This is a genomic window from Minwuia sp., from assembly GCF_048263705.1.
Taxonomy (GTDB): Bacteria; Pseudomonadota; Alphaproteobacteria; order Minwuiales; family Minwuiaceae; genus Minwuia.
In genome coordinates this window covers 74,546-94,681 of the sequence record NZ_JBLXDV010000013.1, presented here as the reverse complement: position 1 = coordinate 94,681, position 20,136 = coordinate 74,546, and the positions used below count along the sequence as shown (strand labels likewise).

The 20,136-nt window shown below is 64.9% G+C and carries 20 protein-coding genes; 6 read left to right on the top strand and 14 right to left on the bottom strand.

Going from position 1 to position 20,136, the window contains the following annotated elements; all coding sequences use genetic code 11:
* Position 1: 1 nt before the first annotated feature.
* The 3 genes from ACN0X7_RS16905 (at position 2) to ACN0X7_RS16895 (ending at position 3,288) form a co-directional block, all read left to right on the top strand.
* Positions 2–1,468, top strand: coding sequence for a cation:proton antiporter (locus ACN0X7_RS16905; protein ID WP_417519415.1), 1,467 nt, complete (start codon positions 2–4; stop codon positions 1,466–1,468).
* Complete coding sequence (locus tag ACN0X7_RS16900; protein WP_417519413.1) at positions 1,446–2,054, top strand: ribonuclease HII; 609 nt, start codon at positions 1,446–1,448, stop codon at positions 2,052–2,054. The genes ACN0X7_RS16905 and ACN0X7_RS16900 overlap by 23 nt, the downstream gene beginning before the upstream one ends.
* Before the next feature lie 151 nt (positions 2,055–2,205).
* Entirely contained in the window at positions 2,206–3,288 is a 1,083-nt protein-coding gene (locus tag ACN0X7_RS16895; protein WP_417519411.1) for a site-specific DNA-methyltransferase, read from the top strand.
* 15 nt (positions 3,289–3,303) lie between these two features.
* Here the strand turns inward: ACN0X7_RS16895 and ACN0X7_RS16890 are convergent, their stop codons facing one another.
* The 13 genes from ACN0X7_RS16890 to ACN0X7_RS16830 all read right to left on the bottom strand — a co-directional run bounded on the left by ACN0X7_RS16890 (position 3,304) and on the right by ACN0X7_RS16830 (position 15,585).
* Positions 3,304–4,257, bottom strand: a complete 954-nt coding sequence (locus tag ACN0X7_RS16890; protein ID WP_417519409.1) for a hypothetical protein — start codon at positions 4,255–4,257, stop codon at positions 3,304–3,306.
* Positions 4,258–4,282: 25 nt separating this feature from the next.
* Positions 4,283–5,101 carry an urease accessory protein UreD gene (locus ACN0X7_RS16885; protein ID WP_417519407.1) on the bottom strand — a complete coding sequence of 273 codons (819 nt, stop codon included), beginning with the start codon at positions 5,099–5,101 and terminating at the stop codon, positions 4,283–4,285.
* Positions 5,065–5,688, bottom strand: a complete 624-nt coding sequence (ureG, locus tag ACN0X7_RS16880; RefSeq protein ID WP_417519405.1) for an urease accessory protein UreG — start codon at positions 5,686–5,688, stop codon at positions 5,065–5,067. The genes ACN0X7_RS16885 and ureG overlap by 37 nt, the downstream gene beginning before the upstream one ends.
* Positions 5,685–7,391: an urease subunit alpha gene (gene ureC, locus ACN0X7_RS16875; protein ID WP_417519403.1), complete on the bottom strand. Its 1,707-nt coding sequence runs from the start codon at positions 7,389–7,391 to the stop codon at positions 5,685–5,687. Before ureC ends, ureG begins: the two co-directional genes overlap by 4 nt.
* Positions 7,391–8,104, bottom strand: a complete 714-nt coding sequence (gene ureB, locus ACN0X7_RS16870) for an urease subunit beta (protein WP_417519401.1) — start codon at positions 8,102–8,104, stop codon at positions 7,391–7,393. The genes ureC and ureB overlap by 1 nt, the downstream gene beginning before the upstream one ends.
* Before the next feature lie 13 nt (positions 8,105–8,117).
* Positions 8,118–8,795, bottom strand: a complete 678-nt coding sequence (locus tag ACN0X7_RS16865; protein WP_417519399.1) for an urease accessory protein UreF — start codon at positions 8,793–8,795, stop codon at positions 8,118–8,120.
* Positions 8,792–9,247, bottom strand: a complete 456-nt coding sequence (locus tag ACN0X7_RS16860) for an urease accessory protein UreE (RefSeq protein ID WP_417519397.1) — start codon at positions 9,245–9,247, stop codon at positions 8,792–8,794. The genes ACN0X7_RS16865 and ACN0X7_RS16860 overlap by 4 nt, the downstream gene beginning before the upstream one ends.
* Before the next feature lie 11 nt (positions 9,248–9,258).
* Positions 9,259–10,773 carry an amidase gene (locus ACN0X7_RS16855; RefSeq protein WP_417519395.1) on the bottom strand — a complete coding sequence of 505 codons (1,515 nt, stop codon included), beginning with the start codon at positions 10,771–10,773 and terminating at the stop codon, positions 9,259–9,261.
* Between the two features lie 31 nt (positions 10,774–10,804).
* Positions 10,805–11,428 (bottom strand): ABC transporter ATP-binding protein, encoded by a 624-nt coding sequence (locus ACN0X7_RS16850; protein ID WP_417519474.1) that lies wholly within the window; start codon positions 11,426–11,428, stop codon positions 10,805–10,807.
* Positions 11,429–11,495: 67 nt separating this feature from the next.
* Positions 11,496–12,236 (bottom strand): ABC transporter ATP-binding protein, encoded by a 741-nt coding sequence (locus tag ACN0X7_RS16845; protein ID WP_417519393.1) that lies wholly within the window; start codon positions 12,234–12,236, stop codon positions 11,496–11,498.
* Positions 12,229–13,350 carry a branched-chain amino acid ABC transporter permease gene (locus tag ACN0X7_RS16840; protein ID WP_417519391.1) on the bottom strand — a complete coding sequence of 374 codons (1,122 nt, stop codon included), beginning with the start codon at positions 13,348–13,350 and terminating at the stop codon, positions 12,229–12,231. Before ACN0X7_RS16840 ends, ACN0X7_RS16845 begins: the two co-directional genes overlap by 8 nt.
* A 98-nt stretch (positions 13,351–13,448) precedes the next feature.
* A complete protein-coding gene (locus ACN0X7_RS16835) occupies positions 13,449–14,687 on the bottom strand; it encodes a substrate-binding protein (protein WP_417519389.1) in 1,239 nt (412 codons plus the stop codon).
* Between the two features lies 1 nt (position 14,688).
* Positions 14,689–15,585, bottom strand: a complete 897-nt coding sequence (locus tag ACN0X7_RS16830; RefSeq protein ID WP_417519387.1) for a branched-chain amino acid ABC transporter permease — start codon at positions 15,583–15,585, stop codon at positions 14,689–14,691.
* Positions 15,586–15,935: 350 nt separating this feature from the next.
* On the opposite strand from ACN0X7_RS16830, the gene ACN0X7_RS16825 reads away from it, so the two are divergent.
* Positions 15,936–17,438: a flavin-containing monooxygenase gene (locus ACN0X7_RS16825; RefSeq protein ID WP_417519385.1), complete on the top strand. Its 1,503-nt coding sequence runs from the start codon at positions 15,936–15,938 to the stop codon at positions 17,436–17,438.
* Between the two features lie 201 nt (positions 17,439–17,639).
* Here the strand turns inward: ACN0X7_RS16825 and ACN0X7_RS16820 are convergent, their stop codons facing one another.
* A complete protein-coding gene (locus tag ACN0X7_RS16820) occupies positions 17,640–18,647 on the bottom strand; it encodes a zinc-dependent alcohol dehydrogenase family protein (RefSeq protein WP_417519383.1) in 1,008 nt (335 codons plus the stop codon).
* A gap of 224 nt (positions 18,648–18,871) precedes the next feature.
* On the opposite strand from ACN0X7_RS16820, the gene ACN0X7_RS16815 reads away from it, so the two are divergent.
* Both ACN0X7_RS16815 and ruvX read left to right on the top strand, forming a co-directional pair.
* Complete coding sequence (locus ACN0X7_RS16815) at positions 18,872–19,672, top strand: phytanoyl-CoA dioxygenase family protein (RefSeq protein ID WP_417519381.1); 801 nt, start codon at positions 18,872–18,874, stop codon at positions 19,670–19,672.
* A 53-nt stretch (positions 19,673–19,725) separates the two neighbouring features.
* Positions 19,726–20,127 carry a Holliday junction resolvase RuvX gene (ruvX, locus tag ACN0X7_RS16810; RefSeq protein ID WP_417519379.1) on the top strand — a complete coding sequence of 134 codons (402 nt, stop codon included), beginning with the start codon at positions 19,726–19,728 and terminating at the stop codon, positions 20,125–20,127.
* The last annotated feature ends 9 nt before the right edge of the window (positions 20,128–20,136 follow it).

The following is a 20,136-nucleotide window of genomic DNA, read 5'->3' as shown; positions in this document are numbered from 1 at the left end:
CATGCATGAAGCGGAACTGATCGGACTGGCCATCGTCGCTGGCGCTGCACTGGCGATGGGGGTGCTTTTCAGCCGGATCCGTCAGCCCGTCGTGGTCGGCTACATCGTCGCCGGTGTGGTCCTGGGTCCTTCGGTGCTGGCCGTCGTGCCCGGTCGGGAGGATGTGGGGCTGGTCGCCGAGATGGGCGTGCTCATGCTGCTGTTCCTGATCGGCATGGAACTCAGTCTCCGGAACTTCCGCCGGATCTGGCGCCTCGCCCTGACGGTCATGGCCCTGCAGTTGACCCTTGCCGTCGGTTTTGCCGTCGCCCTGGGCGCGGCGGTGGGGTGGCGCACGGAACTGATCCTGATCGTCGGCTTCGGCCTCAGCCTGTCCTCGACCGCGGTTGCCATCAAGATCCTGGACGATATCGGACAGTTGCGCACCGAGGTCGGCCGTCTGGCGGTCGGTGTCCTGATCGCGCAGGATCTGGCCGTCGTCCCGATGCTGATCATCGTATCAGAGATGGGGCAGGCCGACGGGGGACCGCTCAGCGCGGTCGTGCCGGTCGTGCTGGCCATCGCGGTGCTGGTGGCCATCGTCTTCCTTCTCAGCCGTCGCAAGCGCGAGCATCTGCCGCTGGGCTCCTGGATCACCGATCATCCCGATCTGGCGGCGATGGGCGGTCTGGCGCTCTGTTTCGTGGGGGCGGCCTTCAGCGGCCTGATCGGCCTGTCGCCCGCCTACGGAGCCTTCGTCGCCGGACTGGTGGTCGGCAACACGACCGAGCGCGCCAAGATGATCGCGGCAGTGCAGCCGATCCAGTCGGTCCTGCTGATGGTCTTCTTCCTGTCCATCGGACTGTTGCTGAACATCGACTTCATTCTCGCCAACTGGCAGATCGTGCTGGGTCTGCTGCTGGTGGTCACCCTGACCAAGACGGCGGCGAACATCGGGATCTTCCGCATGCTGGGCGAGCCGTGGCCCCGGGCCTGGCTGGCGGGTACCGTGCTGGGGCAGGTCGGCGAGTTCTCCTTCGTGCTGGTCGCAGCCGGGCTGGCTGCGGGCATCATCGATACCTATGGCGGCAACCTGATGACTTCCGTGATCGTGCTCAGCCTGGCTTCCAGTTCGCTGGTGCTGTTCACGGCCCGGCGGATGGCCGAGGTCCGCTGGCGGCGGGTGCGGACGTTCGAGGATGCGGTTGGCGCGATCTACGGCAAGGGTGCGAAACAGGTCGTGGTCCGGCCGTCGCGGGCCGCGCGGGATGCCGCACGGGTTTCGCTGACGCTGGGGGACTACAGCCGGACCGAAGTGGACCGGCTGATCAGGAAGGTGCGCCCCCGCAAACAGTTCAGGCCCGAAAACCCTCCCGATGCCGCCGACCCTGCAGATCCCACTAGCAAGGCTGCTGACGATGCAGACGACGCATCGATGTCGGGAACGGGATCCAGTCCCGCGTCAGATGATGATCGCAAGAACCCTTGAACAGGCGGCCCGCCGGCGGCTGAAGGGGCCTGTGGCCGGCGTGGACGAGGCGGGGCGGGGCCCGATCGCGGGCCCGGTCGTCGCGGCCGCGGTCGTGCTGCCCGAAACGCTCGATTTCAGCGGACTGAACGACTCCAAGAAGCTTTCCGCCTCCCGCCGGCAGACCCTGGCGGCGCTCGTGCTGCAGCACGCCGACGTCGGCATTGGCCTGGCCAGCGTCGCAGAGATCGACCGCCTCAATATTCTGCAGGCAACCATGTGCGCCATGCGTCGTGCCATCGGCAATCTGGCAAGAGAACCGGTGTTCGCCCTCATCGACGGCAACCGGATCCCGGAAAATCTGCCATGTGTTGCAGAATCGCTGGTGAAGGGGGACGGACACGAAATGTGCATCGCCGCCGCGTCCATCATCGCCAAGACCCATCGGGACAAGATCATGTGTGACCTGGCGCTCGAATACCCCGGATATGGGTGGGATGTACACGCTGGCTATCCCACTTTGGCACATCGGGAGGCGCTCAAAACCCTTGGTCCGAGCCCGCATCATCGCCGCTCCTTTCGACCTGTTCGTGACATGTTCACTTGAACAAAGCCCCATAAGGCCATGAGTCTACGAACTAATTTATTGACGCTCGAATCCCGGACCGGCAGTTTGAGACCGAATCACTGATTCGGGCCGGTGCGGCATTGCTGCATCACCCGGAGGGTCTGAGGGAGGCCGCATCGCGGCGAGGGGCATGCAGGAACTACCGGTCAACCGCATCATTCAGGGTGACAGCATCAAGATCATGGAGGGGCTGCCGGCAGGGTCGGTGGACATGATCTTCGCCGATCCGCCCTACAACCTGCAGCTGAAGGGCGAACTGAAAAGGCCGAACGACAGTGTCGTGGATGCGGTCACCGACGACTGGGACAAGTTCGACAGTCTGGAGGACTATGACGCCTTCACGCGCGGCTGGCTTTCGGCGGCGCGGCGGTTGCTGAAGGACGACGGCACGCTGTGGGTGATCGGCAGTTACCACAACATCTACCGCATCGGCGCGATCCTGCAGGACATGGGGTTCTGGATCCTGAACGACGTGGTCTGGCGCAAGTCGAACCCCATGCCGAACTTCCGCGGTCGCCGCCTGACCAATGCGCACGAGACCATGATCTGGTGCACCAAGTCCGAAGCGGCCAAGAGCTATACCTTCAACTACGAGGCGCTGAAGGCCCTCAATGACGATCTGCAGATGCGTTCGGACTGGCTGCTGCCGATCTGTTCGGGCAACGAGCGGCTGAAGGTGAACGGCAAGAAGGCCCATTCGACGCAGAAACCCGAGGCGCTGCTGTACCGTATTCTGCTGACGGCGACGCGCGACGACGATGTGGTGCTGGACCCGTTTTTCGGGTCGGGCACGACGGGGGCCGTCGCCAAGAAGCTGGGCCGCCGCTTCGTCGGGATCGAACGCGAGGACCGCTTCTGCCGTCTGGCACAGTCACGGATCGCGCGCGTGCGGACGCTGCCGCCCGAGGATCGGGTGATCACCCCGCCCAAGCGCCAGGAAACCCGTATTCCGTTCGGCATGCTGCTGGAACGCGGCCTGATCGAGCCGGGAACCGTGCTGCACGATCCGGCCCGCCGCCATGCTGCCAAGGTGCGCCCGGACGGGTCGCTGGTCTGCGCCGATGCGACGGGGTCCATCCACAAGATCGGGGCACACGTCCAGCGCGCGCCAAGCTGCAACGGCTGGGTCTACTGGCATGTCGATGTCGAGGGACATCTGAAGCCGATCGACCTGTTTCGCCAGCAGATACGCGACGAACTGGGCGCGATCTGAGCCGGAAAAACCCGATCAGCCGCCTTTTCGGTTCGCGCGCATCATCCGTTCGAAATGATGCATCGGCCACATGTCCTGCTCTTCGCCCCAGGCGATTCCGTCGCTGCCGCAGTCCCAGCGCACCAGTGAATTGATGTCGATGAAGGTGTGGCGGTTGATGACGATCTTGCTGACCGGTTCGCCCCTGGCCACCAGCTTGCGGCCTTCCTGATCGGTCAGCCGCATCTCGATGGAACTCATGTGCCCTGTCGCGGGATCGCGCGTGCCGGTCCGCGTGCCCTCGGCCAGCGACACCGTCCGCCCGTCGCGCCGCAGGAAACCGTAGGCCGCCGTTTCAACATCGCCTTCGATGTTCGTGACCGCCAGAAACCCGGTGTCGGCGTCTGCCATGCCGGTGATGTAACCGGCGCGGCGCGGGCGGTTCTCCGGCCGCCGGCCCCAGGTCCGGTCCCGCATCCCGAAACAGTCGATGTCGATGCGCTCGCCCAGCAGAATGATATGGCCGTGGACACGGCCGAACTGATCGAAATGATGCGCCGAACCGAAGGTCGAACCCGCGGCCGTCAGGGGTTCGGGGGACATGACGCCATCGAACCGCAGATCGGCCGAGAACAGGTTCCGGCCGCTGTCGTCATATCCCAGCGCGTAGGACATGCAGGGTTCCAGCATCCTGATCGTGGTGCCGGTGGGCAGCCGGATGTCGGTCAGATCCTGATCCTTCGGGATCGGCAGTGCGGTGTAGTTTGACGAGAACGGCACTTCCCACGGCAGGCAGGCGGTATCGTCCCAGACCCAGGCGCCGCCGGAAACAATTCCGATGTTGGGCCGCGCCATCGTGTAGAACCAGCCGCCCAGCCTGCGCTCGGGGTGATGGAACGAAAACCAGGCGGTCTCGGTCGCCCACCAGTCATCGTCCATCTGGTCGAAATGAAAGCCGTCGTCGGCGGCGGTGAATTTTCTTTCGGTCACGGCAGCATCCTCCCCGGCGACAGCTTCACCCGCCGATCTGCGCTTGTACAGTCCGTCGCTCCATGAAGCTCTGAAGACGGTGGACATGTCCCGTCAGGGTGCCCGCGTGATCCCCCGTCGCCATGACGATCAGACCGGCCTCGCCCGGCAGCCTGTCGATCCCGAGCGCGAGGCCCTCCGGCACGGTCTCATCATCCAGACCGGACAGAACGTCGGTCGCACGTGCGGGGTCGTTCAGGACAAGGATCAGGGTCGCGAACCAGCCGGGCGATCGGGGCGACAGGGCGATATCCGCGGCGTTCTCGGCGACGACACCGGCACCGTCGCGCAGGATCCGCATGTGCGAGCGTAGACGCGCCGCGCGGGCCGGTTCGCTGTGCGGCTGGTGATAACCGAAAACCTCCGAGCAGATCACGCAGGCGTCCGCGCTGACCGATATTTCCGTCCTCAGTTCTGTCTCCGACCCCGGCAGAAGGACGGACGGCTGGCCGTACCAGTTCAGCACCGCGCCGGTCTCGCCGCGCAGAATACGGGACACACGTGCCGGACCGTGCTCCCGGCTCGCGTGACAGGTCCGGGCACCCTGATCGTGTACGCGGGCGATCGCGCCGCCGTTCGCGCGGACGCGCTCGATCATGTTCTCGCCGCCGAACAGCCCGCCCGACACGGACTGCGGCATCACGGTCAGTCCCCGCTTTCTGGGTGGGTAGATGCCGGTGAGCGCATAGGGGTAACTGGCCCGCCGACGCTTCAGCCAGGTACCGTCCGGTCCGGCGGCGAAGACCAGGTCCAGATCGGCGGGGTGCGTCACAGACTTCGGAACAGGACGGCCTCGGTCATGCATGCGGCCACCTCCCTGACCCCGATCCCCGAGCGGCAGTCGGTGACGATCACCGGCTGGCCCTGCCGTGTGGATTCGGCTTCGGCGAGCATGCGGTCCAGATCGACGCCGACATGGGGGGCCAGCGTCGACTTGTTGATCACCAGCAGGTCCGACTGAATCGTGCCCGGCCCGCGCTTCCGGGGAATGTCGTCGCCCCCCGCCACATCGATGACGAAGATCCACCAGTCAACCAGATCCAGCGAGAAGGTCGAGGCCAGATTGTCCCCGCCGGACTCCAGCAGGATCAGGTCCAGTCGGGTAAACCGGTCTTCCAGCGCATCCGCCGCCGCCATGTTCAGGGTCGGATCCTCCCGGATCACCGTATGCGGGCAGGCTCCGGCCTCGACGGCGACGACGCGGCCATCGCCCAGCAGGTCCTGACGGATCAGCCGGTCGGCGTCCTCGCGCGTGACCAGATCGTTGGTGATCACGGCGGTCTCGATCCCCGCCGACGTCAGCATCGGCAGCAGCGCCTCGATCAGCGCCGTCTTGCCCGATCCGACCGGCCCGCCGATGCCCACCCGCGCTGCGGTTCCGTTGCCGCTCATCTGAGCATGTGCAGACGGTTGAGCGGCACTTCGGCAAACGGTTCGTGCCACAATTTCTCGCCATCGGCGAACACGTCGAAGGTCTGCGAGTCTACCGTGATCTCCGGTGTGCGGTCGTTCAGCACCATGTCCGCCTTGCCCAGCGACCGTACCGATTGGATCGGCAGGAACTTCTTCTCGACCCCCAGCTTGCGCTCGGTGTCCGCCTCCATGGCCAGCTTGCTGACGAAGGTCACGCCCAGGTGCCGCCGCGAACTGCCCAGCGCGCCCCACATCGGACGCTGGATGATCGGCTGGGTGCCGATATGGCTGCCGTTGCCGTCGCCCATGGCGGACCAGACGATCTCGCCGGACTTGATCACCATCCAGGGTTTGGCGCCGAACGACTGGCGCGGCCAGACCACCAGATCGGCCATCTTGCCCGGTTCGATGGATCCGACGTGCTCGTCGATCCCTGCCGCGATGGCCGGGTTGATGGTCAGCTTGGCCAGGTAGCGCAGGATTCTGAGATTGTCGGCGTTGTCGAACGGTTCGTCCGCCAGTGGGCCATAGGTGTCCCGCATGACGCTGGCGAGCTGGAAGCATTTCGCCGAATTCTCGGCCAGCCGTCCCATACCCTGCGTATCCGTCGCGAACATGGAGATCGCACCCATGTCGTGCAGACAATCTTCGGCCGCCATCGATTGCGGGCGGATGCGGCATTCGGCGAAGGCGACGTCCTCGGGGATGGCGAAGCTGAGAATGTGGCACAGCATCGTCATCGGGATGCCTTCCTCCAGCGCGCCCTTCGTGAAGGGGTTGGTCGGGTTGGTCGACGAGGGCAGCACGTTCGCCGCGCCGTTCACCCGGATCAGGTCCGGCGCGTGACCGCCGCCCGCGCCCTCGGTGTGATACATGTGAATGGTTCGCCCCGCGATGGCCGCCAGCGTGTCCTCGCAGAAGCCGAACTCGTTGATGGTATCGGTGTGCAGATGCACCGAATAATCATGCGCGTCGGCGGCCTTCAGCGCCCCGTCGATGACCGCGGGCGAGGCACCGAAATCCTCGTGGATCTTGACGCCCAGCGCACCACCGGCGACGGATTCAACCGACGCGTCGAAATCCATGCAGCCGCGCCCCAGGAAGCCGAAGTTCAGCGGGAACTCGTCCGCCGCGCGGATCAGCGCGCCCAGGATGTTCGGCCCCGACGAACTCACATCGAAATGCGGGCCGGGTGACATGCCGATCATGGTGGTGAAGCCGCCCGCCAGTGCGTGCCAGGCCTGTTGCGGCGACAGGAAGTGCGCATGCGCCTCGATCCCGCCCGGTGTCACGATGTGGCCGTCGCCATGCATGACGGTCGTGTTGGGACCCGTCGCCATGCCGTCGGACACGCCGTCCATCAGGTCCGGGTTCCCGGCCTTGCCGACGCCGACGATGCGGCCGTCGCGGATGCCGATGTCGCCCTTCACCACGCCCAGCACGGGATCCATGATGATGGCGTTGTGGATGACGACGTCCAGCGCGCCGCTTGCGTAGGTCCCGGACGGCTGAAAGCCCTCGCCGTCGCGCATGGCCTTGCCCGCGCCCGTGGTCAGTTCATCGCCATAGGTCGTGTGATCCTTCTCGATGCGCGCGATCAGCGAGGTGTCGCCAAGACGGAAGCGGTCATCGACGGTCGGGCCGTACAGCGTGGTGTAGGTCTCCCTGCTGAGGCGGGCCATCAGGCGTTGCCTCCGGTTTCGGGCAGTCCCAGATAACCGAGTTCCGCCGCCTTCCGAATCGCGCGGTCGCGCACGGCGGGGTCGTCCAGCGCCCCGTCCGTCAGGCCGCCGCCGCCGCGCATGGTGCGCGTGCCGCCGAAGGCGACCAGCGTGACGGTTCTGGCCACACCGGGCTCGAACTTCGCGCCTGCGCCGGAAGGGCTGTCGAGGCGCATCCCGAACGCCGCCGCACGGTCGAAGTCCAGTTGCCTGTTCACCTCGAAGAAATGCGCGTGGCTGCGCACCTGAATGGTCCGGTCGCCGCGATTGGTCACGGTGACGTCGACGCTCTCGCGCCCCGCGTTGATCTCGATATCGCTGTCTGCGGGCAGAATCTCGCCGGGGACCGGAGCCGTACTGGCGCTTCGGCCCGGCTGGATGGGATCGAACACGGTGATCAGCTTCGTGCCCTCGGCCATGTTCACCTCGACCGAGACGAAGGGGATCATCCCGGCCACACCCGGCAGCACGTCATCCGCCGTCAGCAGACTCCCGCCATATTCGACCAGCGCCGGATGATCCATGTCCCGCCGCGCCGCCGTGATGATCTCGTCGGCGATCAGCGCGATCGCTTCCGGCTGGCTCAGGCGTATGTTCTGGGCGCGGTAGCGGCGGGCGAGCTCGGCAGCGGTGAAAAGCGTCAGCCGCTCCTGTTCCGTGGGTGTCAGGTTCATTGGAAACCTCCGTTCAGGTGGCGAACAGCCGGGCATCGGACCGGCGGTGGCGCATCATCGCGATGTCCGCAGATGGACTGAAGCTTGTGGGCAAGGCATCGTCGGGCACGGGTTCGTCGGCCCAGCGGGCCAGATCCGCCCGGTGCCGCGTGACGGCCTGCTGTGCGCCGATGGCACCGGTCAGGCCCAGACGGATCGCGGCGTTGGCCAGCCCCGCCAGAAAGCGGTGTCCGGCCACCAGCTGTGCCGTGTGCTCGGCGATGCCGGCCATCGCCAGTACGGCACCGAGCGCCACCGGCTGATGCGGACGCAGACGGTCCGCCCGGACGCGCGTCATCAGTTCCGCCGCACCCGGCAGGGAAAGCTTCGATGCCGCCATGAGAAGTCCCCGGCCGGCCTGCGCCGAGGCCGTGCGCTGTGCCGATACCCAGGTCATGCGTTCCACGCGCGCATCAAGCGCGATCAGGTGGTCAGGCGCACGATGGTTCCGGTGCGCCAGCACCGTGATCACGCGCTCGAAGGGACCGAAACGGCCTTCGATCTCCTGTGCGAAGAACGCATCAAGCCGTGGACCGGGGATGCGGCGTCCGCCCGCCATCTGTTCCAGCCCGTTGGAGGTCGCAAAGCCGCCCGCCGGAAACAGCCCGTCCGCAAACTGCATCGCGCCCAGCAGTTCCAGCGCATCTGTCATGATACCACCCGGAAGCGTCCGTCCAGCGGCGCAAGCCGGGCGAGGTAGCTTTCGGCGTCGCCGCTGTCGAGTGCCACCTGAACCCGGCCATCCGAGAATGTCACCCGCCAGTGCAGGTTCCCGGCAGCGTAGCCGAGTTCCAGGGCCGAAGCCCTGTCGAGCGGTTCCAGATCCAGCCAGGCCGGCGCGCCCACGCGCACCACCAGCGCCTGCCGCTCGTCCAGATGCAGCACCGCGCCGTCGGCAAGGCGTTCCGACCGGGGCAGGGCGACCTGCACCGGCATGCCATTCTCGGTCGTCGCCTGGAACCGCCGCCGGCCCAGATCGGCCTCGGCGATCACCAGCATGTCCAGGCCACCGTCATGGTCCAGCCGATGCAACAGGCTGGCGGTATCCGGATCGTCGCGCCAGGCAACGATCCGGTCCACCATCCGCACATCGGGCGGTGACATGGTTCCGGCCCCTAGAGCGTCTTCCAGTCCTCGGCCTGCTCGAAGGCGTAGGCGGCCTTGTAGATCGTCGCTTCATCGTAGCGCTTGCCGACCAGCATCATGGAGATCGGCAGACCGTCGCCCATGCCGCAGGGCACGGCCATGGCCGGATGGTGCGTGATGTCGAACGGGGCGGTGTTGGCCAGCATCTCGAAGGCGCACTGCACATATTCCTCGCGGGTCGCGTCGGGCTCGGGCAGTTTGGTCGCCTTCAGCGGCAAGGTCGGCATCAGCAGCAGGTCATAGTCCGCCAGCACCTTGTCGTAGGCCGCCTTCAACTGCCGCGACTGGTTCATGGCCTTGCCGTAGTAACGGCTGCCATAGGTCTTGCGGATATGGGTACCCAGCAGCGTGAGCAGCTTGGTCGTCTCCGACATCTCGTTCGCGCGCTGCCGCCAGTTGCGATGGAAGTCCATCAGGCTGGTGACATACATGTCCTGGCGGCTGACGCCGTAGCCGTCGCCATACATCATGGTCTGGGTCAGGCCCTCGACCCCGATGGGCATCCAGATGGCCGGGCCGATCAGATGCCAGGGGATCGAGACCTCGTCCACGGTCGCACCCATCTTCCTGAACATGTCGGCGGCATGCATGTTGGCCGCATCGACGTCGGCTTCCGAATTCGGATGGCCGAAACCTTCCTGCACGACGGCGATCTTCATGCCCGCGACACCGCCTTCCAGCATCTCGGAATAGGGGTGGGTCTCGACGTCGAACTGGCGCGGGTCGATGCCGTCGCTGCCGGCCATGACTTCCAGCATCAGCGCATTGTCCTTCACGTTGGCTGTCATGGGGCCGGTGTGATCGACGTAGATCTCGATCGGCATGATGCCGGTGTAGGGCACAAGGCCGTGCGTCGGCTTCATGCCGTAGATACCGGAATAGGCGGCGGGCATGCGGATCGAGCCGCCCTGATCCCCGCCGACGGCCATGTCGACTTCGCCAAGCCCGACCAGCGTCGCGCTGCCCGACGACGAACCGCCCGCCGAGTAACCCATCTTCACAGGGTTGTGGACCGGGCCGGTCGCGTTGGTGTGGCTGCCGCCCGACAGGCAGAAGTTCTCGCAGTGCGCCTTGCCCAGAATGGTCGCGCCTTCGTCCAGCATCCGCGTGACGATCTCGGCGTCGACGTTGGGGACATAGCCCTCCATCGTCGCCGCCCCGTTCATCATGGGCACGCCGGCCAGCATGACATTGTCCTTCAGGACCACGGTCTTGCCCTTCAGCTTGCCCTCCGCAGCGCCCTCGACCGTCGATTTGACGTACCAGGCGTTGTAGGGGTTGTCCTCCGGCGCGGGGCGGTAGCCGGGCGTGCGGGGGTATTTCACTTCCGGCAGATAGTCCGGCAGCAGGTCGACAACGTTGTAGGCATCGATATTGGTCTGCAGCAGGCCGATGTAGGACTCGACGTCCGCATCGGTCAGCGACAGCCCCATTTCGTCCGCCGCGTCGCGGACCTGCTGGGGGGTGAGTTTGCTTACAGCCATGACAGTTCGTCTCCTCGGATGTTGTCTGTGATCAGGGGGCGAGATAACGGAGCAGCGCCGGATCGTTGCGGATGGTCTCCGCCTCCCCTTCCAGCGGGATCTGGCCGCGCTCCATCACGTACACGTAGTCGGCAACCCTGAGGGCCAGTTCCAGGTGCTGCTCCACAATGATGACGCTGATCTCGCGCGACAGCGCGGCCAGCCGTTCGGCGATTTCCTCGATCACGCCGATCCAGACGCCTTCGGTCGGTTCATCCAGCATCAGCATGGTGGGATTGCTCAACAGCGCGCGGCCGATGGCGAGCATCTTGCGCTCGCCGCCGGACAGCGTACCCGCGGGCTGGGACAGGCGCTGGGACAGCTTGGGGAAGAAATCCAGCACCTTGTCGATGCCGGCCTTGTCCTTCTGCGTGATCGCGCCGAGATTGAGATTGTCCTGCACCGACAGCTTGGCGAAGACGGCATGCTCCTGGGGCACGTACCCCAGGCCGTGGCGGACCCGCCATTCGGTGCCGACACCGGTCGCGGCCATGCCGTCGAACTCGATCTCGCCGGACATCGCCTTCAGTTCCCCTGCCAGCGTCTTCAGCAGCGTGGTCTTGCCCGCGCCGTTGCGGCCCAGTATGGCGACGCCGCCGGTGCGCGGCGCGGACATGGACAGGTCGAACAGGACCTGGCTGCGGCCGTAACCGCTGCTCAGGCCCTTCACATCGAGAATCTTGTCAGACACGGGTTGTGTAGACCTCCTGCACCTTGGTCGAGCCTTCGATCTCGGCGACCGTGCCGTCGTCCAGCACCTGTCCCTGGTCCAGCACCGTCAGGTTGTCACAGATGTCCTTGATGAAATCGAGGTCGTGCTCGACGATCACCAGCGCGCAGTAGTCCCGGATCGGCTCCAGCAGTTCGCCGGTCACGCGGCGTTCTTCCGGGCTCATGCCGCCGGTGGGTTCGTCCAGCAGCAGCAGCTTGGGCTTCAGCGCCAGCGCCATGGCGATCTCCAGCCACTGCTGCTCGCCATGGCTCATCTCGCCCGCCAGCGACTGCGCCTTTCCGGTCAGCCGGAACTGCGCCAGCATGTCCATTACGTCTGCGTCCAGCCGCTGCCGGGTCCGCGACAGCAGCAGACCCCACATGGACTGATGCGCCTGCAGCGCCAGCAGCAGATTGTCGTAAACGGTCAGTTCGGGGAGGATGGCCGTGATCTGGAACTTCAGGCTGAGCCCCCGTCGCGAGCGTTCGGCCGGCGACATGGTGGTGATGTCCTCTCCGGCGAAAAGGACCTCGCCCTCGTCGGCGAAATGATCGCCGGCGATGGCCTTCAGCAGCGTGCTCTTGCCCGACCCGTTGGGGCCGATCAGGCCGTGAAACGTGTTGGCGTGCACGGCGACATCGACACCGTTCAGCGCCCGCAGGGTGCCGAAGACCTTGCCGACGCCGGTGACTTTCAGCAGCGGTTCAGTCATCGTCGCCCGCCTTCCTGGTGTCGTCCGCTTCGGTCGAGGTGCCGCGGCTGCGGATGCCGAAGGATCCGAACCGCTCGCGCTGGCTGACCAGAAGCCCGACCAGGCCGGTCGGCTGATAGGCCACGACGACCAGCATCACCGCACCGAGCGCGATCGGCCAGTAGGCCTTCAGGGTTTCATTGTCGGACAGGATGACGGTCAGGCCCTCGATGACGCCCGCGCCGATCACCGGTCCGATCAGGGTGCCGACGCCGCCGAACAGCCCGTACAGCACGGCGTAGGTGGAGGTCGTCACACCGACGGTTGCCGGTCCCACGAACCCCTCGTGGAACGCGTAGATCGCGCCGCCCCACCCGGCGATCAGCCCGGCGAAGGAGAAAACGATCAGCTTGTAGGCCTGCAGGCGGTAGCCCAGGAAGGAAAGCCGCTCCTCGTTCTGGCGGATGCCGGCCAGCGCCAGCCCGAACTGGGACCGCACCAGATAGCGGCTGGCCAGATAGGCGATGAGCAGGAAGCCGAGGGCGAGATAGTAGAAGCCGATGCCGGGTTCGAGTTCGGTTCCGAAGACGGTCAGGAAATCCCAGATCGACATGCCGTTGCCCGCGCCGACCCACTGCCAGCCCGCGACCAGACGCTCGGCGGCGAACGAGGCCGTCAGCGTGCCCAGCGCGACGAAGATGATGGTCGGCGTGCGCTTGCCGATCAGCAGGAACCAGCCCACGAACAGGGCCGAGAGCAGGCCGATCAGCATGCCTGCGGGGACAACGATCAGCAGCGAGGTCATGCCGGTTTCTTCCGACAGTTTGGCCACGAAATAGCCACCGATGCCGAAGAACAGGGCCTGTCCGAAACTCATGATGCCGGAATGGCCCCAGCAGAGATCGAAGCTGACGGCCAGCATGGCCAGCAGCAGGATCGAGGTCACCCGGACCACGAAATAATTGTTGAAGTCGAGGGTGTCGCCCTCGGCGGTCAGATAGGTGATGAAGACCGGATAAAGCAGCAGAAGCGCCAGCATCACGAATTCGATGATGGGCAGCACCGACAGCGGCAGACGGGGGCGTTGCTTGCCACCGGCCTTGCCGTCCGCGCGCGAAGCGGTCGTTTCCGTCATCTCTGTCTCATCTCCGGGCTTGCGCCTTGTTGCGGGAAGGGTTTCGGGGGCGTGATGACCCCGGCCTTCATGACGAAGACCGGGGTATCGCGATCAGGTCAGCCGCATTCCTGCGGCGGGACCATGTTGGCCGAGCTGAGGATCTCGTATGTGCCGCCCCTGGCCTGCGCGACATACATGTTCAGCGCGCAATGGCCGGTACCCGGTACCATGCGGGAATCGCCGCCCGGCACGTCGGTGATGGCGACATCGTCGATCGCCGCCGACACCGCTTCCTGGCTGAGGTCGCCGCCGGTCTTCTTCACCGCCGCCTCGTAGAACTTGACGGCGCGATAGGCCCCGGTCGACGCCGAACCCGCGGTGAACAGGTACTTCGTGTCCGGGAACATCTCGGCATATTCCTTCTGCAGCTGCGCGCCGACCGGATCGTCCACCGTGTGGAAATAGTCGAGGCAGGTGTAGACACCCTCCAGTTCGCGCTCGGGCACGTAGTTCACGCTGTTCTCGTCGAAGTAGACGCAGGTGTGCGCGCCGCCGTCCTTCTGGAAGCCCGACTCGTACAGCTGTTTGGTGAAGGCCTGCAGGCCCGGCGGGATGATGGTGTTGAACACGCAGTCCACGCCCTCGCTCTTGATCTTGGCGACGGTCGCCGAGTATTCGAGCTGATCCAGCGGATAATATTCCTCGAACACGACCTCGCCGCCGCTCTTCTCGATCAGGGTGCGGGCGTACTTGTTCAGCAACTGCGGCCAGCGGTAGTTGGCCGACGGCATGGCAAAGCGCTTCTTCCCCTGCACATTGATCAGGTACGGGATCAGTTCGTCGCACTGCTGCGCCGGGGTCGGGCCGGTGCAGTAGAGGTGCTCGGTGCATTCCTGACCTTCATAGAGCTGCGGATAAAGATAGAGCGTCTTGCCGCGGCGCACGATCGGGTTCTTGATCGCCTCGCGCATGGCCGAGGTGATGCCGCCCACGACGACGTCGACCTTGTGCTGCTGGATCAGCTTGCGGACGTTGCCGACAGCGATCTTGGGGTCGGATGCCGTGTCTTCCAGGTAGAGCTCGATCGGACGGCCGTCGATACCGCCTGCGTCGTTGATCTTCTTCACGGCCAGCTGGATCACCTGCCAGTTGGAATTGCCTGACGGGGCGATCGCGCCGGTGATGTCCGTGGCCACGCCGAACTTGATCGGTCCTGCCGCGTGCGCCCAGTTGGGGCGCAGGATCCAGCCGCCCGAGAAACCGGCCACCCAGCCTGCCGCCGTCAGCGCACCCGCGCCGCGCAGCAGGGATCGGCGGCTGATGCCGCTTCCGCCATGTGTGTGTTTGTTCGCCATTCTAGATTCTCCCTTTAGTGATGAAGCCATCCGGCCGGAACTTGACGATGATCAGGGCGACGACGAAGACCAGGACCTCGGCCACGATGGGCTGGATCAGGTCTCCGACCATGACGCCGAACAGGGGGATTTCACGCAGCCACTGGAAGCCGGGCACCATCGCGCCGATCACGGCGCTGCCCAGGATCGGACCCTCGAAGGTGCCGACCCCGCCCAGCATGACCGACAGGAACGCCTGCACCAGAAACCGCACGCCCAGGTCCGCCGACAGCGAGAACAGGGGGACCATCAGTGCGCCCGCCAGACCGGCAAGTGCGGCCCCGAACGCGAAGGTGAAAGCGTAGAGGCGTGTCGTGGAAACGCCCGACGCGCGTGCCAGTCCGGGATTTTCCAGCGCACCGCGGATCTGAAGCCCGAACGATGTCCGCGTCAGGAAGATGAAACAGGAGATCATCAGCACGCCGGTCAGGAAGATGATGATCGCACGCCAGGCCGACACATCGACCCCCAGCAGCGACACCGAGCCCGGCACCGGTTCGTCGATGGCGTAGTACTGCCCGCCGATCAGCACACGGATCAGCTCGCGGATGATCAGGCCGATGGCAAAGGTCGCCAGCATGGCGATGACGGGGGAGGCATAAAGTCGGCGGATGAAGACGACCTCGATGATCACACCCGCGATCGCGACCAGGAAAGGCGCGGCGAGCATGCCGGCCCATTCGGGCAGGCCCAGTTCGCGGAAGATGTAGACCGTATAGGCACCCAGAAGGACGAACTCACCGTGTCCGAGATTGAAGATGCCCATCATGCTGGCAATCACGGCCAGTCCCAGCACCACCAGGACCATGATGGAAGAGAAAGCCAGCACGTCGAAGATCAGCTTGATGGCTACGTCCAAGTGAATGCCCCCTCGGCAATCGGTGACCTGCACGCCAACTGAAAAACAGCGGCACAACACAATCAGCAACGATCAAGCCAAGAGGGATGTTCGACTTTAACTTATTGATTCACCGGCAATTTCGTAACTCTCGACTCTGTCGCTGCCTGATTATTGGGTATATCTTAATCAGTAAAAAATCGCCGCTGCAAAGTATTTGAGCAAACCGACAGTTTGGCAATTTTTAGGGCGCATCCGGTCAAGAGCCGGTGGCGGGGCCCACATGCCGGAATGCCCGGAAATCCTTGCCTCCCGGCGCTTTTTCACGGTATTCCCTTCCGTGCGCGTCAATTGCCTGCAAGGAGTCCATCATGAACGTCAACGCTGCACCGAGCGAAGCCGCCACGCAGACTGTCGAGCATTTCGACGTGCTGATCATCGGTGCCGGTATCTCGGGCATCGACGCGGCCTATCACCTGCAGCAGAACTGCCCGGAAAAGACCTTCACCCTGCTGGAGAATCAGGAAAGCTTCGGCGGCACCTGGCTGACCCACAAGTATCCGGGCATCCGGTCGGACAGCGACCTGTTTACCTTCGGCTTCGGCTGGAAACCCTGGCGCGGCAAGCCGATCGCGACCGCCGACAAGATCCTGGCCTATCTGAACGAGGTGCTGGACGAGCAGGACATCCGCCGCCACATCCGTTTCCGCCATCACGTGACCGCCGCGCGCTGGTCCTCGGACGAGAAGCTCTGGTCGGTCGAGGTGCTGGACAAGGCGAGTGGCGAGGTCCGGCGCTATACCGGCAATTTCCTGTGGATGTGCCAGGGCTATTACAAGCACCAGTCCGGCTATACGCCCGATTTCCCCGGCATGGCGGATTTCAGGGGCCAGATCGTGCACCCGCAGGAATGGCCGGAAGACCTGGACTACACCGACAAGAAGGTCGTGGTGATCGGTTCCGGCGCGACGGCGGCGACGCTGATCCCGGCCATGGCGGACAAGACAAGCCACATCACCATGCTGCAGCGCTCGCCGACCTATTTCTTCGCCCGCCCCAACGAGAACGAGCTCTATACGCAGTTGAAAGACCTCGATATTCCCGACGAATGGACCCATGAGATCGTGCGCAAGAAGATCCTGCACGACCAGAAGACGATCCAGAAGGTCTCGTTCGAGAACCCGGACTATCTGAAGAACGAACTGCTGGGCGCCGCGAAGGCCCATCTGGGCGAGGACTTCGACATTGCGAAGCACTTCACGCCCCGCTACCGCCCGTGGCGCCAGCGGCTGGCGCTGATCCCCGACGGCGATCTCTACACCGCGATCAAGGCGGGCAAGGCGTCGGTTTTCACCGATGAGATCGACACCTTCACTGAAAACGGTATCCGTGTGAAATCCGGCGAGGAACTGGAAGCCGACATCATCGTCACGGCGACCGGCTTCAACTTCTCGATCCTGGGCGATGTGGCCTTCGAGGTCGATGGCGAACCGGTGGATTTCGCCGACTGCATCACCTATCGCGGCGTGATGTATTCGGGCATTCCGAACATGGCCTGGGTGTTCGGTTATTTCAGGGCGAGCTGGACCCTGCGCGCCGACCTGATCGCCGCCTATGTCAGCCGCCTGCTGAACCACATGGCCGAGAAGGGCGCCGACAGTGTGACGCCGACCCTGCGTCCGGAAGATCGCGACATGAACATCGGGCCGTTCATCGACCCCGAGAACTTCAACCCCGGCTACGTCATGCGCTCGATCGACCTGCTGCCCAAGCAGGGTGACCGGGAACCCTGGGTCTTCCAGCACGACTATTTCGCTGAGAAGGACGAACTGCCCGCCGCGCCGCTGGACGACGGGGTTCTGGTCTATCGCTGATGTCAGGGATGAGAGGCATCAGGTCGAGCGTTCGGATCCCTCGGAGCTGACCTGAACCGATGCTCGACTGAAGATCTAACTTTCGGGCTGACACCCCCGGCCTGTCCGGGGGCCTCGCTGAATATCCGCCGCCCCCGTACAAGGCGGGGGTGACACGCTTCAGGTGTTGCTTCGTGAAGCGGACGAACGGCGGGGGTTTGCTTAGAACTCCAGCGCGATCTTGCCGAAGTGTTTGCCCGCCTTCTGGAATTCCAGCGCGTCGCGAATCTCGGACAGCGCGAACGTGTCGGAAATAACCGGCTTGATCTTGTGCGCCTCCATCGCCTTGTACATGGCGAGGTGCATCTCGCGGCTGCCGACTGTGATGCCCTGAATCCGGCTGTTGGTCATCAGCACGAAGCCCATGTTCACTTCCGACGTCTGCCCCGCCAGAATGCCGATCATCGCGACCGTGCCGCCGATGCGGATGGATTTCAGCGATTGCGTCAGGGTGCCCGCGCCGCCGACCTCGACCACCAGATCCACGCCCCCGCCGGAGAGGCTCTTGGCCGCCTTGCCCCAGTCGGTGATGTCGCGGTAGTTGATCACATGGTCCGCGCCCAGTTCCTTCAGCCGGGCGGCCTTTGCGTCCGATGATGTGGTGGCGATCACCCGTGCGCCCATGGCCTTGGCGAACTGCAGCGCGAAGATCGACACCCCGCCGGTGCCCTGGGTCAGCACCCAGTCGCCGGGCCGGATGCGGCCCTGCTCGACCACCGCCTGCCAGGCGGTCAGCCCGGCGCAGACCGTGCTCGCGGCCTCGGCATCGGTCAGGAAGTCCGGCGTCGGCACCACGCCCGTCGCCGGGAAGCAGCCGAACTCCGCTGCGCACCCTTGCGCCGAACCGCCCAGCGCCAGCGCCTGGGCCTGTGCCGTCGGCGCGCCGCCCTGCCAGTTGGTGAAGAAGATCGGCGTCACGCGGTCGCCGGCCTGATACTGGCTGACGCCTGCGCCGACCTCGACCACCTCGCCCGCGCCGTCGGACATCGGGATCAGGCCCGACTGCTTCTGCTTGGAGCCATATCCGCCCTGCACGGTGACCAGATCGCGGTAGTTCAGCGAACTGGCGCGCAGGCGCACCTTGACCTCGCCGGGGCCGGGCGAGGGCTCGTCGATGTCCTTGACGGTCAGGTTCTCGATGCCCGGCTGTTGCAGAACGGCGGCTTTCATGTGTCTCTCCCCTTGATCAGATACTGATGAAGCTATGCAGTGGCGTTCGATGCGGCAAGTGTCAGCGGTCGTCCGCTCCTGTCATACCCGATGCCGAAGGCACCCGGGGATCGGGCTGAACCAGCCGTTTCCTGATCCCGATCCCCGCGCAAACCTGCGGCTCGACGGGGATGACAACGGGTTTGAAAGGGATGATGATGCGCTCCGACAAGGGAGGACCTGCCATGCTGACCGAAGCGGAAGTCGCGCACTATCACGAACAGGGCTTCGTGGTGCCGCAGAATTATCGCGTGCCTGAAGCCACCTTGCAGGCGATGCGCCGTGATCTGGACCGCCTGATCGAGACCAATCCGCATGTGAAGCCGGACGCGATGTTCACCCCCCACGAGATTGACCACGGTACCCAGGGGCTGAAGGGCGATCCGGTCTGGCTGGACTATGCCGCGATCCCTGAGATTCTGGACATGGTGGAACAGGTCATCGGGCCGGATTTCCTGCTGTGGGGGACGACCGTGTTCGGCAAGCCCGCGCATTCGGGCAAGGAGACGCCCTGGCATCAGGACGGCGAATACTGGCCGATCCGGCCGCTGGCGACATGCTCGGTCTGGATCGCGATGGACGAGGCCACGCCGGAGAACGGCTGCCTGCGCGTCATCCCCGGCAGCCACCGGCAGAAGAACCTGCTGAAGCATGACACCAACAACAGCGACGGCCTGACCCTGAACCAGCAGCTCAAGCCCGAGGAATATCGCGAGGAGGACGCCCACGACATCGTGCTGGAGCCGGGCCAGATCTCGCTGCACGACATCTACATGGTGCATGGCTCGAAACCGAACACGTCGCCGAAACGGCGGGCGGGCTATGTGCTGCGTTTCATGCCGACGACCTCACATTTCGACCGCGCGCTGGGGGCCGAGATCACCAAGGTGACAGGCGGGTCGGTCGATTTCGTCACCCGCCCGCTGTACCTGATGCGCGGGCGCGACGTGCATGGCGGCAACGACATCGCGCGGGTGATGTCATAGGTCATCTGGTCGCGACACCGGCGGAGCTGAAAGCGGCCGCGGCGGGCCGCCGGTTGCTGGGGCTCGATCCCGGCACGAAGACCATTGGCGTGGCGCTCTGCGACCCGTCCCACACGGTCGCCACGCCCCTGCTCACCATTCAGCGCAAGAAGGCCGCCGTGGACCTGGCCGAACTGCAGCGGCTCGTGGCCGAACATGGCATCGGCGGCATCGTCGTCGGCCATCCGCTGAACATGGACGGTTCGTCAGGCCCGCGCGCGCAGGCCGTTCGCGCCTTTCAGCGGAACCTTGAGAAGGCCATCGATCTGCCGATGCTTCTGAAGGACGAACGCCTGTCGACCGCTGCCGTCGAACGCAGCCTGATCGCACAGGACACGTCCCGCCGCCGCCGTGCCGAAGTCATCGACGCCCACGCCGCCGCCTACATCCTGCAGGGTGTACTGGACGCGGTCTGAGGCCCAGGT